This is a genomic window from Embleya sp. NPDC050154, assembly GCF_044460165.1.
In the GTDB taxonomy this organism is placed as follows: domain Bacteria; phylum Actinomycetota; class Actinomycetes; order Streptomycetales; family Streptomycetaceae; genus Embleya.
Genome location: NZ_JBITJP010000001.1, coordinates 813732 through 829159, shown reverse-complemented (window position 1 = coordinate 829159; position 15428 = coordinate 813732). Strand labels below are relative to the sequence as shown.

The 15428-nt window shown below is 73.2% G+C and carries 11 protein-coding genes; 1 reads left to right on the top strand and 10 read right to left on the bottom strand.

Going from position 1 to position 15428, the window contains the following annotated elements:
- Positions 1 to 48 precede the first annotated feature (48 nt).
- The 6 genes from ACIBSV_RS03755 to ACIBSV_RS03730 form a co-directional block, all read right to left on the bottom strand.
- Positions 49 to 3030 carry an AAA family ATPase gene (locus ACIBSV_RS03755; protein ID WP_395859276.1) on the bottom strand — a complete coding sequence of 994 codons (2982 nt, stop codon included), beginning with the start codon at positions 3028 to 3030 and terminating at the stop codon, positions 49 to 51.
- Between the two features lie 289 nt (positions 3031 to 3319).
- Entirely contained in the window at positions 3320 to 4237 is a 918-nt protein-coding gene (locus ACIBSV_RS03750; protein WP_395859275.1) for a chitosanase, read from the bottom strand.
- Positions 4238 to 4375: 138 nt separating this feature from the next.
- Entirely contained in the window at positions 4376 to 7267 is a 2892-nt protein-coding gene (locus ACIBSV_RS03745) for a bpX6 domain-containing protein (protein ID WP_395859274.1), read from the bottom strand.
- Between the two features lie 140 nt (positions 7268 to 7407).
- Positions 7408 to 9069 (bottom strand): hypothetical protein, encoded by a 1662-nt coding sequence (locus ACIBSV_RS03740; RefSeq protein ID WP_395859273.1) that lies wholly within the window; start codon positions 9067 to 9069, stop codon positions 7408 to 7410.
- Positions 9066 to 9620, bottom strand: coding sequence for a hypothetical protein (locus ACIBSV_RS03735; protein WP_395859272.1), 555 nt, complete (start codon positions 9618 to 9620; stop codon positions 9066 to 9068). Before ACIBSV_RS03735 ends, ACIBSV_RS03740 begins: the two co-directional genes overlap by 4 nt.
- Complete coding sequence (locus ACIBSV_RS03730) at positions 9620 to 10768, bottom strand: AAA family ATPase (protein ID WP_395859271.1); 1149 nt, start codon at positions 10766 to 10768, stop codon at positions 9620 to 9622. The genes ACIBSV_RS03735 and ACIBSV_RS03730 overlap by 1 nt, the downstream gene beginning before the upstream one ends.
- 363 nt (positions 10769 to 11131) lie before the next feature.
- Here ACIBSV_RS03730 and ACIBSV_RS03725 point away from each other — a divergent pair, with 363 nt between their 5' ends.
- The gene (locus ACIBSV_RS03725; protein ID WP_395859270.1) at positions 11132 to 11293 is read left to right on the top strand and encodes a hypothetical protein; all 162 of its coding nucleotides are present in this window, start codon (positions 11132 to 11134) and stop codon (positions 11291 to 11293) included.
- Between the two features lie 129 nt (positions 11294 to 11422).
- Here the strand turns inward: ACIBSV_RS03725 and ACIBSV_RS03720 are convergent, their stop codons facing one another.
- From ACIBSV_RS03720 to ACIBSV_RS03705, 4 genes are all read right to left on the bottom strand, one after another.
- Complete coding sequence (locus ACIBSV_RS03720; protein ID WP_395859269.1) at positions 11423 to 12076, bottom strand: hypothetical protein; 654 nt, start codon at positions 12074 to 12076, stop codon at positions 11423 to 11425.
- A 136-nt stretch (positions 12077 to 12212) separates the two neighbouring features.
- Positions 12213 to 13169, bottom strand: coding sequence for a haloalkane dehalogenase (locus ACIBSV_RS03715; protein WP_395859268.1), 957 nt, complete (start codon positions 13167 to 13169; stop codon positions 12213 to 12215).
- 101 nt (positions 13170 to 13270) lie between these two features.
- Positions 13271 to 13864, bottom strand: coding sequence for a TetR family transcriptional regulator C-terminal domain-containing protein (locus ACIBSV_RS03710; protein ID WP_395859267.1), 594 nt, complete (start codon positions 13862 to 13864; stop codon positions 13271 to 13273).
- A gap of 99 nt (positions 13865 to 13963) precedes the next feature.
- Positions 13964 to 15049: a LuxR C-terminal-related transcriptional regulator gene (locus ACIBSV_RS03705; protein WP_395859266.1), complete on the bottom strand. Its 1086-nt coding sequence runs from the start codon at positions 15047 to 15049 to the stop codon at positions 13964 to 13966.
- Between the last annotated feature and the right edge of the window lie 379 nt (positions 15050 to 15428).

Genomic DNA, 15428 nt, shown 5'->3' with positions numbered 1-15428 from the left:
GTCCGGGACCGACCCGAATGCGCTCGGCCGGGGATGACCCCACCCGGCTCAGTCCGGGAGCAACCCGCTGCGCCGGGCCAGGGCCACGGCCTCGGTGCGGCGGGACGCGCCGACCTTGGCCATGATGTTGGAGACGTGCACACTCGCGGTCTTGGCGCTGATGAACAGTTCCTCGCCGATCTGCCGGTTGGTCCGGCCCTTGGCGAGCAGTTCCAACACCTCCTGCTCGCGCGCGGTCAGCATCGCCTCGCCGGCCGGCGCCCGGTTCGGATCGCCCAACCGCGCGCGCCGCACCGCCGCGTCCACCGCGTCCCCCAGCGGCACCGACCCCAGCCGATCCGCCGTCGCCCGCGCCCGCCGCGCCAGGTCGGCCGCCTCCTCCCGGCGTCCGGCCGCCACCAGCGCCTGGACCAGCCGCAGTTCGCTGCGCGCGCCCTCGAAGACGTTGCCGTAGTCGAACGCCCGGACCGTCTTCTCCCACAGCGCGACGTCCGAAACGCCGGACACCCGCGACCACTCGGCCTCGACACGCAGCAGCCAGGCGGTGCCCTCCGCCCCGGTGCGCGGATAGCGACGACCGGGCCAGGTCGCCGTGGTGCGGGCCAGTTCGATGAACTCCCGTGCCGTCGCCATCTCCTGCTCCACCCCCTCGGCGTCGCCCGCGGCCCGCAGCTCGGCCACCGTGTCGCCGATCGCGGACAGCACCAGGGCGGACAACCGCACCCCCACGTCCGGGTACCGATTGTGCTCCTCGGACAGTTCGGACAGCGTGCGTCGCGCCCAGTCGGCCGCCGCGCGGGAATCACCGCGCCAGACCGCCTCGTCGGTCAGCACCAGACCGCCCACGAGCACGCCCATCCAGTTGAACGGCCGCCCCTCGAACAGGATCCGCGCCCGCTCCGCGGCACCGGGCCCACCGCGACCCAGCAGCACGTACAGCTCCGCCGCCGCGACGTGGCCGAACGCCGAGGGCACCGTCGAGGGCACCTCGGCCAGGGCGTCGTCCCAGCGTCCCAGCGTGTACAGGAGCTGGGCGCGCAGGTAGCGCATCTCGAGCGGATAGGGTGACGTGGTCCTGGTGCTGCTGCGGGCCAGTTCCAGGCCCTCGTCCAACCAGCGCAGGCACTCCTGGAGCAGTCCCGACTCGAACGTGCCCATGGCCAGGTTCATCAGCGCCCGCAGCTCGATCGTCGGATTGCCCGATCGCCGTGCCAACTCGCGTGCCTGAACCAGCCGTTGGCGTCCCTCGTCGGACTGCCGACTGGATTCCAGACCGGTCAGCGAGATGATCGCGTCGGCGAGGGCGTCGTCCGTGCCGAGTTCCTCGGCGACCGCCAGCACCTGGCGACCGACGCGCCGGGCGGTCTCGTCGTCCTTGTAGTAGTACGCGGCCTGCACGTACGTGGCCGCCGCCCACAACCAGGTGTGCGACGGCGGCTCGGCCGGAATCATCTCGAGCGCCTGTCTGCTGTACTCGAACGCGGCCTGGAGGTCGTCCACGCTCATCAGGCTGGAGGCGAGCGTGTAGCGCACGGTCACCGCCAGGTCGACGTCCGCGTGCTCACCGAGCCGATCCAGTGCGGTACGCGCGAACGCGACGGCACGGTGCGCCTCACCGGCTCGGACCGCGGCCGCGGACGCGCGCAACATCAGCGACACGTTGTCGCTGTCGACCAACTCCCGCGCGTTCGGCACCGCGTCCCATACCTCGAGGGCCGTTTCGACCCAGCGCATCTCCTCGGCGGGCGCACCCATGCGCGCGGCGTGGTCGGCCGCCTCGATCGACGCGGTGAGTGCTCCGGGCAGGTCGTGCGCGGCCCGGTGGTGGTGGGCCCGCTCGGCCGGACTGGCGACCCGGCGCTCCGCGGCGCCGAGCAGGCGGCCGAACACCGCGTGGATCCGTACCCGTTCGCCCGGCAGCAGGTCCGCGTACGCCGCCTCGCGGATCAGCGCGTGGCGGAACGCGTAGGTGTCGCCCTCGCCGGCCACCAGAAGGTGCCGTCCGACCGCCTCGCGCAGCGCCGCCTCCAACTCGTCGTCCGGCAGCTCGACGGCGTCCCGGAGCAACCCGTGCTCGACCCGGCGACCGGCCACGGCGGCCGTGCGGATCACCCGCTGGGCGGTGCCCGACATCTGCTCGATCCGAGTGAGCAGCACCTCGGCCAGGCCGCTGGGCACACCGCCCACCGCGGTGTCGGTGGCGGCGCGCAGTTCCTGGGCGTAGAACGCGTTGCCCTCGGCCCGCTCGACGATGGCCCGTACGGTGTGCTCGGGCAGCGGGTGGGCGTCCAGGCCGCGCACCAGGCTGGCCACGTCCTCGTCGTCCATCGGGCGCAGGTCCAGCCGCCCGACCGAGGGCAGGCGGACCAACTCGGCCAGCAGCGGGCGCAGCGGGTGCCGCCGATGCAGGTCGTCCGAGCGGTAGGAGGCCAGCACGGTCAACCGCTGGTATGCGGCGCCGCCCGGGCGCTGCGGCAACAACCGGCTCAACAGGAAGCGCAGCAGGTCGCGGGTGGACTGGTCGGCCCAGTGCAGGTCCTCGACCACCAGCAGGACGGGAGCCGACTCGGCGAGGTCACCGAGCAGCGCCGCGACGTCCTCCAACAGCCGCAGCCGCACCCCGGAGTCCGGCATCGTGCCGGCGTACTCCGCCGCGCCCCCGCCGGCGCGCAGCAGCCGATCGACGGCCGGGTGCGCGGCCAACAGGTCGGCGTACCGCTCCTCGGCGTCCAGCCGGCGCAGCACCTCGACGAACGGCAGGTAGGGCAGACCGACGTCACCGAGATCCACACAGTGGCCGGTCAACACGGTCATGCCGGCGCCGGCCGCCCGTGCGGCGGCCTCCGCGAGCAGCCGGGTCTTGCCCACTCCGGCGTCCCCGGCCAGCAGCACGGCACAGGGATCACCCGCCCGCCCACGCGCCAACGCCTCGTCGAGCCGGGCGACCTCCTCGCCCCGCCCCACCAGCGCCGCATCCCAACCCACGTCAGTCACCGCGCAATCCTGACACGTGCCGGCGACACAGGACATCTCGCCCCACAACCGTGTCCTGCGACGACACGCGGCGGCGACCCGCAGGCTCTCCCGGGGTGGAACGCGCGCGCTCCGCGTGGGGCCGATGTCACGGATCGTGCGCGAAAGGCCACCGCGGGCCGCGGTGGCCTTTCGTCGTGCGGGAAGAGCAGGGTGGCTGGGTCGGCTCGGCCGTGCTTCGGGCCGGGGCCGGGCGGGGCGCCGAGTGCCGGGTGTAGCCGGGGTCGCGCTCGGGGGTGGTCGGGCTCGGGGGTGGTGGGTCCTCGGGTGGTCGGTGCGGCCTCGATCAGCTCTTGATCGAGTAGCTGTCGCCGTAGACCTTCCAGTTCAGCGGCGGGTTGAGGTCGAGGTTGCCGGCCTTGAGGAAGACGCGCTGTGCGGTGTCGACCCGGCTGGTGTCGCTGTGCGCGTCCTCGTGCTTCATCGCGACCTTGCGGGCGTCGAGGAAGGCGTTGAGGTAGGTGGTCTCGTTGCCGCCCTGGGCCGGCGGCTTGGCCTTCTTGAGCGCGTTGGCGCGGATCGAGCTGAAGCTGTCCCGGTCGCCGCCGTCGCCGTGCATGACGATCGCGTCGTAGTAGATGAACTGGCCGAGTGCGCCCAGCCCGTCCGACTTGCCGCGGTTGACCGCCGGGTTGAAGTACACGCGGTCCCGCTCGTCGTTCTGTGCCTGGCGGAAGTCGGCGTCGCCGGCGGCGGTCACCCAGGCCTTGGTGAACGAACTGCCCAAGCCGGCGTGTGAGTCCGTGCCGTTGACCTTGCGAAGTGCGGGCAGGAACTTGGCCAGCACGTTGCCGGGCTTGCGCGCGGTGTACAACTCGACCAGGTCGAGCATGTCACCGGTGCCGGAACAGAAGCCGATGATTCCGGCCGTGTATCCGCGCCCGTCGTCGATGTCCTCGATGTACTTGTACTGCGCCTTCCAGTCCAGGGTGGAGTTCTCCGCACTGGACACCAGTTGCATGGCGATGTCCTTCTTGTGCGGGTCGTCCAATCCGATCCGCGCGGCGGCGACCTGGGCCGCCGCGCCGGTCGAACCCGACTGCGCGGCGTCGTTCGTCGCCGCGTGGGCCAGCGGCCCGGGTACCGCGATCAGCAGTCCGGCGGCCACAAGCAGAGTCAGGCGCTTGCGGCTTCGTCCGAGGTGAGAGTGCACGTGCGTCTCCGTTCCGGCTCTACGGCCACGTTCGGGGGGCTCCGTGTCCATCCTTTGTTAGGAAAGTTTCCTAACAAGGACGAGTCACATTGAAGCACTGCCGGGATCCGCCGCCAAGGGGACCGAGGACATCACCTGAAAACTGATGTGCCGTCATCCGGGTTGGTCACAAAGCGACCTGATGATCGATCAGGTTCGAAAGAGGGCGCGCACGGAAGGGCCGTCCAACACCACGATCCGGCCCGAGCGGTCCCAGGCGGTGATCCGGCCCGCGTGTTCCCGGAAGCCGATGGTGTCGGGGGCGGCACCGGGAAAGGCGATGTCCGCGATGGCGTCGGTGTCCGTGCCCGGGTACACCGACGCCGAGCCCTCGCTCGACACGAGCAGGTGGGCATCACCGGAGACGAGGACCGCCTCGAAGACGGTGGGAACGACGACACCGGTACCGGTGACCAGAGAAGGTGGCATCGCGCCCTCCAGGATGGACCGTTCCCGCAGCGTCCATCCCGGCATGTCCCAGCGCCACTTGACGAGTTCCGTCATCCGTTCGGCACCCTCCCGGGTCTGTGCCAGGGCCGCGCAGGAGGTCGCGGTCCGAGTCACGCCGAGGAACGGCGCGGGTGCGGCGTCCTCACGCCAGACCACGCGCGGTCGCGGGGTGGTCGTGTCGAGCACCGTGATCACCCCCTGATCCAACGTCACCAGGTGTGCGCCGTCGAACGAGTCGGGGAACTCCCGTGCCGACACGGTGGCCCAGTGGCGGATCCGACGGGTGAGCACCTCCAGTCGGTGGATGTCACGGGACACGCCGCGTTCGGCGACCAACAACGCGACGGCGCCGTGGTCGGCCAGGACGATCCCGTGCGCCGGCACGTCCCAGCGAACCCGCTCGCGGCCGTCGGGGCCGAACAGTCGGGTACCGGCCGCGCCGCACGCGACCAGGACCGTGCCGTCGGGCAGGGCGGCGGCACTTCGGACCGACACCCGCCCCGGGAGGTCGCCGGCGGTCACCGCGACCGGGCCGTCCCGCCGCCCGCGCCCGGGTTCCTCGGGCGGACGCAGATCGACCGCGGCGAGCGGATCGGCGCGGACGCGGAGTGCGTCGAATCGACGGCGCACGCTTCCGGGCGGCGCGGCGATCATCCCGGCGGGCCGTCCCGAAGCGCGGGCCAGGGCCCGGGCGGCCAGGGTGGCCAGTTCGCGATCCCACGCGGGGTCGGCGGCCGACAACTCGGCCAGTGCGGACGTGAAGGTGTCCAGCGCGGTGCGGTCGGCGCGGACCGCGATCGGTCCGGAGCCGGCGCCGCTTCCGGCTGCCGACTCCGTGGTCGAGGCCCGGTCGCCGGGCTCGACCCCGCTGTCGCGCGCCTCGGCCCCGCCCGCGCCCACGTCCGCGCCCACGTCCGCGTCCAGGAACGCCACCACCGCGGGCCTGGCCTGCTCGACCGGCGCCTCCGTGGCGAGGTATGCCAGCAGCCGTGCCCCGGTCGTGCCGCCCAGTGCGATGCCGGCCGTCACATCGGCGGCCACCGCCGGGCGCAGGTCGCGGTCGGGCCAGGCGGCCTCCACCGCGCCCAGATGATCGCCGATCGCCCGGCAGGCCGCGACCCACTCCGCACGCAACGCGGCGGCCGTCTGCGGGTCGGTCGGCGTCAGCCGTCCGATCGCGGTCGCGAACGCGCCGTGCAGCCGCGCGTGCCGCACCGCCCGCTCCCGCTCGCCGGCGCGCCACCACAGCCCCACCACCAGGTCCGGTGCCGCCATGCGGCTCTCGGCCAGTTCGGCGGCCTCACGGAAGCGACCGTGGCGGGTGTACAGGGCCACCGCCGCGTCCGGTGAGCCGAGCAGGTCCGCGAGCGCGAACGCGGCCTCGTCGATCCGGTCGTCCCGCTCGAGGCGTTCGGCCGCATCCGTGTACAACACGCGCAGCCGGGCGAACATCGCCGGTTCGGCCCGCAGCGCGGCGCCCACCGGGCCGACCCGGACGGCCGGCCTCAGGTCGCCGGTTCGCGGCCTCGGCACCCCGAGCGCCGGCGGAACCCGCCGCCCTTCGGCCGACGCCTCGGACAGCGCGATGCCGTTCCGCAGCCCCTCGTGGTAACGACCGCGCTCGAACTGCCGGGCAAGGTCACGCAGATAGCGCTCCTGCCGATCGGCGACCAAGCGGGCCATGGGGCTTCGCATCAGCAACTCGGCGAGGCGGGCGCCGGGGGCGCCCAGGAGCCGTGCGAGCGGACGGCGAGGGCGGGTCCCGTCCCGGGAGCCACCGACGAGAGGGGCCTCCGCTTTCCCGGTGCCTCGATCGGCCGTCGTGTACCGGCCCGCAGGGGCGCCGCGAGAGCGTCGACGCCACAGCAGCGCGGCCGACACCAGGACGGCACCGAGCAACGCGGTCGGGGCTCGGCCGTCGGTCACCGTGCCGAGGACCGCGACGGCGCCACCGACGACCAGGGCGAGGACACCGACCGAGGCGACGATCCCGAGGAAGGCGAACGGTTCGCGCCCCGCGTGCGGCAGCGATCGCGCGGAGCCTCGCCCGAACCCCGCGAAGGCTCGCCCGAACCTCGCCGAACCCCGGCCGCCGACGCGGGGGTTCGCCAACTCGGCCGCGACCCGTTCCGCCCGCTCGTCGCGCCGGCCCACCCCCGCCCTCGCCCGCAGGTCCGAAGCGGCTTCCGGAGCCGGCTCGATCGGGGCTTCGGGGCGGGCCTCGACCGCGTCGAGCGCGGGCAACCGCCGGATCGGCAACCCCTCGACGCGCAGCCACGACGCGGGCGTCAGGACCGGCAACCCGGCCAGGGCGACGGTGACCCGCCGCCCGCCGGAACGTCCCACCAGGTATCCCCGGTCACCGGGACCTGGCCGCAACCCCGGTTCCACCAGGGCCTGATCGATCCCGCACAGCGGCGTGCCGGGCGCGTGCTCGGCCCGCACGACACGCTCCGCCCCGAGCCGCATCAACCAGCGCCCGTCCGGCAGCGCGTACAGCCGGGCGGCGGGGTCCCACAGGGTCAACACCCGGGCGGCGGCCTCGTCCCGCCCCAGGACCGGCACGTCCAGGAGGAATCCGGCGGCCCGCACCGAACCGCGATACCCGGTCGCGCCGCGGCCCGGCGACCCGTCGGGGGTCCCGCACGGCAACCTGTCCGACGACCCATCGGGGGTCCCGCACGGCGCCCCTCCCGGTGCCCCGTCCCGCGTCCGGTCCCCTGTCGCGCCCGTCATACCGCCGCCAAGGTCGCCAGGACCCGGCCGGTCACCGCGTGGCCGACCCTGATCCGCCCGGTCCGGTCCCGCATGGCGATCAGCGGCAGCGTCGGATGTACCGTCAACGGGTCCGTCGCGTCCGACCAGGCGCCCAGCACCCGGTCGCCGTCCGAGGTGTGCGCGCGCACCAGCGCATCGCCCGCCGACGTGCTCACGATCGCGGCCCTGCCGTCCTCGACGACCAGACCGATGGGTCGCACCCCGAGCGGGACGTGCAACACCTGCTCCGGGGCGTCCGGCGCGGTGTGGATCCGCCACCTGGTCGGATCCTCGGCGCACCACCCGAACGCGCCGCCGCCCAGCAGGTGATCGGTGACGTCGACCGCCGTGATCGGCCTGGGCCCGCCGGTGAATCGCAGATGTCGGGTGCCGGTCGGAGCGGTCATCAGCGGTTCGTCCCGGAACGAACCGACACCCGGCGCGATCGAGACCTGCTCGGTCCGAACCGGTGACTCCCGCGCGCACAACCGCCACCACGCGTCGCCGATCCGCCAGAGCACCGCCCCCGGTACGTGCAGGACCGGCCGGATCGGATCGTCACCGGTCATCGCGCCCGGGTCCGCGTCGAACCCCTCGATCGGCCCACCGATATCCTCCGCGTCCCAAAACGGTCGCCCGATCACGTGTACGGCGAACTCCCCTCGGGCGAGCGTCACCACGATCAGTCGGCGGCCCCACCAGGACGCGGCGTGGACGGTGCCGCGGAAGCCGTGCCGGGTCGGTCGGCCCAACGGTCTGCCGTCGGTGGGGATGTACACCGAGAGCAGCTCGCCCGGCCCCTCGCCGCGCATCAGCAGGTATCGCGACCCCCCGGTGAACGCGGGCAGCCGCAGCGGGCCCACCGGGGGCCGCGGCGGGGTCGACACGATCGCGGCGAACTCGCGTCCGCGCAAGGCTCGGACCGCGATCTCGGGCGCGGGCAGGGGGAGTTCCACGGTCGCCCCGGCGATCGACACCAGGACGCGCGACGCGCCCGCGGCGGTCCATTCCGCCTCGCGCGCGGTGATCACCCGAGGTCCCGTGGCGGTGGTGCCCAGGATCCACACCTCGTCGGCGGCGTCCGTCTCGGCCACGCGCGCCGCGACCTGCCCGGGTGTGGGTGGCCGATCCAGACGGATGTTCAGCCAGGAGCGCAGGATCCGACGCAGATCACCGGTGAGCCGGGTGCCCGGATCCGTGCCGAGCACTTCGACCACCAGCTCCATGTCGCGCGCCCGGGCCTTCGCCGCCAGCACGATCAGGCAGGCGAGTTGCACCAGACGCGGCGCACCGGCCTGGAGCGGTCCGGCATCGACCAGCACGACCACCCGACCGGTCGGTCGCGGGTCGACGAAACCACGCTCCAGGTAGAGCAGTTCACCGGACACCGCACGGCGCAGGAACTCCGTCCCGCACTCCTGGGCCCACAACCACTCGGATGCGAGCAGCCGCTCCGGGTGTCCGCGTCGGCCGATCCCGCCGTAGCCCGCGAACTCCCCGGCCGGGGCGGCGCCTGGTTCGGCCGCCGACAACATCGTGTCCAGTCGTCGAATCATCGGCCCCAACGCGGTGCCGAGTTCGGGGGTGAGTGCGCGCAACGGACCGGCCCAAGGCGCGAGCGCGTCCGGCAGCCTCACCCGGCGCCGCCGGCAGCCAGGGTCGCCAGCGCGTCCCGGTCCGCCGGACCGGCGGGCATCGGCGCCACGAGAACTCCGTCCGGCAGCAGAACCACGAGGTCGCGGGGGCCCAGCGCGAGACGCCACAACTCGGCCGAGGGCGCCGGCCGCATCGTGGTGGGCGTCAGGGCCTCCCCGTCCCACCCGAGATAGCGCAGCCCGTCCAGCCAGGGCAGGTCCTCCCCCACGACGACCAGCCAGTCCCGATCACCGACGGCACGCAGGACGTCCCCGCGCTCCAACCGATCGACGATGCGCAGCGCGAGGCCCGGCACGGCCGAACCGCGGGCCAGGACGGCGGCGATCGGAAGCGGCGGTTCCCGGGGATGCCACACGGGCGCGGCGGGGCCGGCCGCGAACGGCTCGTCGCGTGGACCGGAGGCCGTCGCAGGCACGGACCCGGCCGGGTCCCGGGGGCCGATCACCTCCGCGGGGCCGGCCGGGTTGATCCGCCCCGGCGATCGCGCGTGCCCGCCCTCCGCGTGCCTCGTCGGCTCGGCGGCGTCCGTCATCACGACCCCACGGCCGCGATCAACCGCTCGCGGATCGCCGCCAGTTCCGCGCCGAGGTCGGGTGTCGCAAAACCGGCGTCGATCTCGCGCAGCACCGCCTCCAGCCGCAACCTCCGGTCCTCGTCGGCCGGTTCCGTCCCATATCGATCGAGCAGGTCCCGGCCGGCGGCCACCAGGCGCAGTGCCCGGGCGGCGCTGCCCCGCGAGTACTCCTCGGCGGCATGGAACAGGCCCCGGTTGGCCGCGTCGCCGATCAGGTCGGCCAACACCTCGCGTGCCGCCGTCTGCGCAGCCGGGTCCGGCGCGATCAGCGGCAGCGTCCACAGGTCGCCGGCCTCCGCGACCACCCGCCCGTCCAGGACGGCGGCCGAGGCCACCAGTCGTTGCGAGCGCACCGCCCGCCGGTCGGTGATCGGTACGCCCGCCGCCCGCATGCGCCGGATCGCCGTGGCCAACACCGGTCGAAGCGAACCGAGTTCGCAGGCGAGCGCCGCCGCCGCGAGGCGATCGAGCCCGGCCCACGCGTGCGGGGCCGGCACCTCGGGCCGAGCGGCGGCGCGGGTGTCGCCCTCCTCCAGCAGTTCCTCCAGCCGCGCGTCCGCGACCGGTTCGACGAACACCCGGGCCAGGAACCGGTCCGCGAAAGCCGCCTGCGCGGGATCCTCCGGAACGTGGTTCGCGGCTCCGACACACACCCGCAGCGGCGCCGCCAGCACGGTTGCGCCGCGCCGGAAGACCCGTTCGTTGAGCAGCCCGAGCAGCGTGTTCAGGATCGCGGTGGAGCCGAGGAACACCTCGTCCAGAAAGGCGATCTCCGCCTCCGGCAACATGCCGGCCGTCTCGATCTCGACGACGCCCTCACGCAGTCGGCGCAGGTCGACCGGGCCGAAGATCTCGTTCGGCTCGGTGAATCGGCCCAACAGGTACTCGAAGTAGCGCCCGCCGAGCTGCTCCGCGATCCGGCGCACCGCCAAAGACTTCGCCGTCCCGGGTGGACCGACCACCAGCAGATGTTCACCCGCGACCGCGCACAGCGTCACCACCTCGGCGACCACCTCGCGATCGACCAGACCCACCCGCGCGGCGGCCAACGCCGCCCGCACCGCGAGCGCGTCCTCCCCCATCTGCGTCGGCTCCGAAGCGATCATCCGCGAAGTCTATGCATCGAGCCCCACACGCACATTCGCGTTTCCGAAGCACCGCGTCGGAGCCGGCCAAGCCACGTCGGAGCCGACGAAGCGCTGCGGCGGAAGCGCCGCATCGCCCGTCCCGGCGGGTCGCAGGCCGGCCCGAGCCGGTGCGGCCTTCACGCCGTCGCCGCGTCGAACTCCGGGCAGGGCACGAGTCGATGCGGGTGCCCCGACAACCCGTTGGACCCGATGTCGGCCGGTATGCGGCGGCCGGCCCGTGCCATCGCGGGGAAGTCTCGAATCGGCCGGGTAACCGGTTGATTACGGACTGATTCGGATCCGATGGCAGCCAACCGCGCCGTCGCGTGGCAGCATCGTGGCATGGACGAGCATCCGCAGCCCGAAGGCGAGCCCGAGTGGCTCGACCACGACGACTTCGAGCGGCTCTTGGCCGAGGTCCTCCCGGACCCCAAGCCACAGTTGCCACCGCTCGCCGACAAGCGGGTCTACGAGCGCGCCGGCCGAGGCGACACCGGCAGTTGAGCGACCCGGTCGGCCCGAGGCCGCGCGGACGCCCGAGAACCGGGCGTCCGGCGTCGGCCCGGCCGGCCGGCGCGGTTCATCGGCGGAACCAGGCCGAGTCGCGTACCGCGCGGGAGAATTCGGCCTGATTCAGCGGCGGCGCCGGCAGCGGCGGGCCGTGGGCCGTGGGTCGGACCACCGACGATGCCGGCGGTGACGTGGATCTCGATGCTCCGGCCGTCCGCGCGGGTCACGCTCGCGCCGAAGCCCTCCGGTCGACCGGTGTCCGGCCTCGGGTTCCTGTTGGTCCGGCGGCGAGGTCCAGCTCTTGAACAGCGACCCGTCGGACAACGTGCCGTTCACACGAGACGTGTTCGGCGCGACCACACCCAGGCCCGCGCACCAGTCCCGCCCCGCCTCGGCCATCCCGGCCAGGAGTCGGTCCACGGCGTTCTCGACGGCCGGTCGCAGCGCGGGGATCCGGCGCGCGGTGAACACGGCCGCGATCGGCTTGCGCAACCTGGTGTGCACGGGCGGGTTGCTCTGCAGGATCGAGCGGCCGAGCAGCCCCCAGGACGGCGGTTCCTCGGTCCCGCCGAACAAGGCCGCGGTCGGTTCGCGGTCGAGTACGCCGAAGTCCCGGTCGCGCAGCACCCGATCGGCCTCGGCGTAGCCGGTCACCACGACGAACGTGTCGCTCACCCACAGCACGGGGCCGAGTCGGTGAACCTGTTCGTACAGCGGGTAGGGGTCCGCCCGGGTGTCCGGTGCGGTGAGTCGCGCCACGAGTGCGGATGCGTCCACGAGCCGGCCTCTCGTCCCCCGTCGCCGGCCGGCTCCGTGTCCGGGGCCGGCCGCCTGTCATCGGGTCAACCGTGGGGAGCGGGCCAGGAGTTCCTGTCCGCTCGGGCGAATCACGCCGCGTGCCGCGGGGCGTGGCTCAGGCGGTCGTTCGGTCGGCCTCCACACCCAGGACGAACTCCCGTATCGCCGCGCCGATCTCGTGTGGCGAGTCCTCTTGGACGTAGTGGCTTCCGGCGACCGTTACCTCGCTCTGCCGGGGCCAGCTTCGGGCGAACTCCAGTGCGCGGCCGACCAGGATGGCCCCGGGTTCGGCGGTGATCAGCAGCTTCGGGACCGGGCTGTGCGCAAGCCACCTCCCGTACTCCTCCACCGTGTTCGCGACATCGGCGGGGGTACCGTCGATGGGAAGTTCGCGGGGGAAGACCAGGGTGGGCACGCGGGACTCGCGGGTGCGGAACGGCGCGCGGTAGGCATCCATCTCGGTCTCGTCGAGCGTGCGCAGGATGCTCTTGGGCAAGACCGTCTCGATGAAGAAGTTCTCCTCCAAGACGAGCTGTTCGCCCTGGTCCGAGCGCATCGCCCGGAACAGGGTGTCTCGCCCCGGCGGGAAGTCCGACCACAGCCGGGGCTGCACGATCGCCTCCATGTACGCGATGGCGCGCACCCGGTCGGCGTGCCGGCGGGCCCAGTCGAAGCCGAGCGCGGAGCCCCAGTCGTGCAGCACGAGAGTGACCGGACCGGCGGGCAGTACGGCGTCGAACCAGGCGTCGAGCCGGCGGCCGTGGTCGGCGTATCGATAGGCGCCGTCGGGTGCGGCGTCCGAGGCGCCCATGCCGATCAGGTCGGGTGCCAGGCAGCGTCGTCGGTCGGCGAGGTGGGGGATCACATTGCGCCAGAGGTAGGACGACGTCGGGTTGCCGTGCAGGAAGACCACGGGGCCGGGGCCGGTGTTCGGATCGTCGGCATTGCCGTCGTCGGGGCGCGGGCCGGTGTCGACGTAGGACATGTAGGCGTCGAGCACCCGGATGCGGCGGCGCGGGTGCGGGTCGTGTGCGGCGATCGCGGGGAGGGTGGTCGGATCGACATGGGACATGACTGACTCCGATTCCGCTCGGTGGGACCGAGCGCGCCATGGGTGTGTGTGGTGGTGATGTGGGCCGGGTCGGGGCCGGGCCGTCGGGCGCTGCGTGCCGGTCAGCCGGCGGCTGGGGCGAGCACGGTGGCGAATGTGACGGTCTTGAACCGCTCCAACGGCCCGGGGTCGCGCTCGACCTTCATCCGCAACATCGCGCCGTGCCAGGACGCGAGCAGGTAGTCGGCCAGGTCGAGCGGCGGCAGCCCGGTACGGATCTCTCCGGCCGCCTCGGCCTCGGCGAGGCACCGCGCGAACGGCTCGCGCCATTCGGCGAAGATCTCCACCAGGCGCTCGCGGATCACCTCGCTGTGCTCGGCCGAATCCACGCCGGTGTTCCCGATCAGGCAGCCGTCCCGCCACTCGCGGCCGGCCAACCTCTCGGTGACGACGTCGAAGTACGCACGCAGCCGCTCGACCGGCGGCCGACTCGCGTCCTCCAGCGTCGCCGCCACGATCGTCCGCACATCCGCGAAGTAGCGATCCAGCACGGCCAGCCCGAACGCCTCCTTCGAGGCGAAGTGGTTCGAGAACGACCCCAGCGGCACGCCCGCGCCTCCGGTGATGTCCCGCACACTCGCCCCGACCAGCCCCAACCGACGCACGGTCTCGGTCCCCGCGTCCAGAATCTGTTCCTTCTTCGATGCCCTCGCCATAACTCCAATATGGACGACCATATTGCTTCTGTCAACGCCCCTCCTCCCGACAACGCCCCCACCGTGGCGCCGCGCCGCGCGGGCGGGGCCGCGGTGCGATCAACTCGCCGTTCGTACGCGGGAGACCTGGGCTGTGGCGGCTGGGGCTACGTGTTCGGTGAAGAGTTTGGCGACCAGTTCGCCGCGGCTGGTGACGCCGACCTTGGACAGGACGGACTTGATGTGGTCGCGCACCGTGTGTTTGGAGATGTGCAGTCGGCGGGCGATCTCGTCGGTGCCCAGGCCGCCCGCGATCAGACGGGTGATCTCGGCCTCGCGCCCGGTCAGTTCGTACGCCTCGACGATGATCGCGGCCACCTCGGACGCCGGGGCCGCCTCGATCATCACCACCGTGAAGGGGTCGTCGCCGCTCAGCCGGGACGCGTGGCACACCAGCCAGCGTCCGGCCCGGGTACGCACCCGCACCCGACCGGTCCCGGCCGCCGCCAGGGTGGCGATCCACATCGGCATCGTGGTTTCCGCGTCCTCGCCGGCCACACTCGCGATTCGCTCGCGGGCCTGCGCGTTGGCCGAGATCAGGCGTCCGGCGCGGTCGAAGAGCAGTACGCCGGTCGCCTCGTCCGTGCCGGCCACCTCCTCGACGGTGACCTCGCCCGGCCGCAGGAAGCCGCGCAGCCGCCTGGCGAGTGGCGCGGACAGACCCGCGACCAGTTCGGTGTCGGCGGAGGTGAAGGCCGGCCGATCCCGGTCCCGGAACAGGCTCACGCTGCCCCACGGCCGACCCGCCGTCCGCAGCACCGCGCGCAGTTCGTCACCGAACCGGCGCGGGCGCAGGTACGCGTCGTAGAGCGGACCGAGCTCGGGCCGATCGCCCGTGCTCTCACGCAGCGCCGCCGCCGGAACCCGGGCGTCCACGAGGGTACGGAAAGCGTTGATCGTGCCCGGGTCGGCCTCGCTGGTCCAAAACGCCGCGCAGCCACCCGCGTCGATGTTCTCCACCCGGATCGGCGCGGCGATCAACCCGGTGAGCGGATCGGTCGCACGCCACACGGCGGCGTCGAACGGGACCAGGCGCCGCAGCCGCACCGACGCGGTCGCGAACAGCGCGAGCGCGTCGGGCGCCTCGGCGGCGCGGGCGAGCAGTTCGTCCCGCTTCCAGCCGTCGGTGTCGGGTCGGCGGGTCATCGGCGCTTCCGTTCACTGGTCGGGTATCTCGGGCGCAGGCGAAGGCCGGCGCGGCAATCGGGTCGGCGGGTCGGTGGGCCCGAGTCGGTGCACTGTGAGTCGGCGGTCGGCCGTCGGTGTGCCGGCGGGTCAGCGGGTCAGCGGGTCAGCCCAGCAAAGGCGTCAACCCGGGGAATCGGCAGAAGCTTCCCCGTCGTCCGCCGGCTCTTCGCGCGCCGGACAACGTGCGCTCGAACACGTCGCGCATCCGGCGAGCAATTCCACGCGGCCACGGACACAGCCGGCGAAGCCCGGCCGGGTGGCGGCTCGGCGTGCCGGCACGTCGGCGGGCTCACCCCCCAGCCACGGCATCGACCCGGAGCATCAACAGAAGTCTCCC

Excerpts from the sequence above, each read along its gene's own strand:
- ACIBSV_RS03730 (WP_395859271.1), bottom strand. The coding sequence starts at position 10,768 with ATGATCGCTTCGGAGCCGACGCAGATGGGGGAGGACGCGCTCGCGGTG.
- ACIBSV_RS03735 (WP_395859272.1), bottom strand. The coding sequence starts at position 9,620 with ATGACGGACGCCGCCGAGCCGACGAGGCACGCGGAGGGCGGGCACGCG.
- ACIBSV_RS03715 (WP_395859268.1), bottom strand. The coding sequence starts at position 13,169 with ATGTCCCATGTCGATCCGACCACCCTCCCCGCGATCGCCGCACACGAC.
- ACIBSV_RS03725 (WP_395859270.1), top strand. The coding sequence starts at position 11,132 with ATGGACGAGCATCCGCAGCCCGAAGGCGAGCCCGAGTGGCTCGACCAC.
- ACIBSV_RS03710 (WP_395859267.1), bottom strand. The coding sequence starts at position 13,864 with ATGGCGAGGGCATCGAAGAAGGAACAGATTCTGGACGCGGGGACCGAG.
- ACIBSV_RS03755 (WP_395859276.1), bottom strand. The coding sequence starts at position 3,030 with ATGTCCTGTGTCGCCGGCACGTGTCAGGATTGCGCGGTGACTGACGTG.
- ACIBSV_RS03705 (WP_395859266.1), bottom strand. The coding sequence starts at position 15,049 with ATGACCCGCCGACCCGACACCGACGGCTGGAAGCGGGACGAACTGCTC.
- ACIBSV_RS03750 (WP_395859275.1), bottom strand. The coding sequence starts at position 4,237 with ATGGACACGGAGCCCCCCGAACGTGGCCGTAGAGCCGGAACGGAGACG.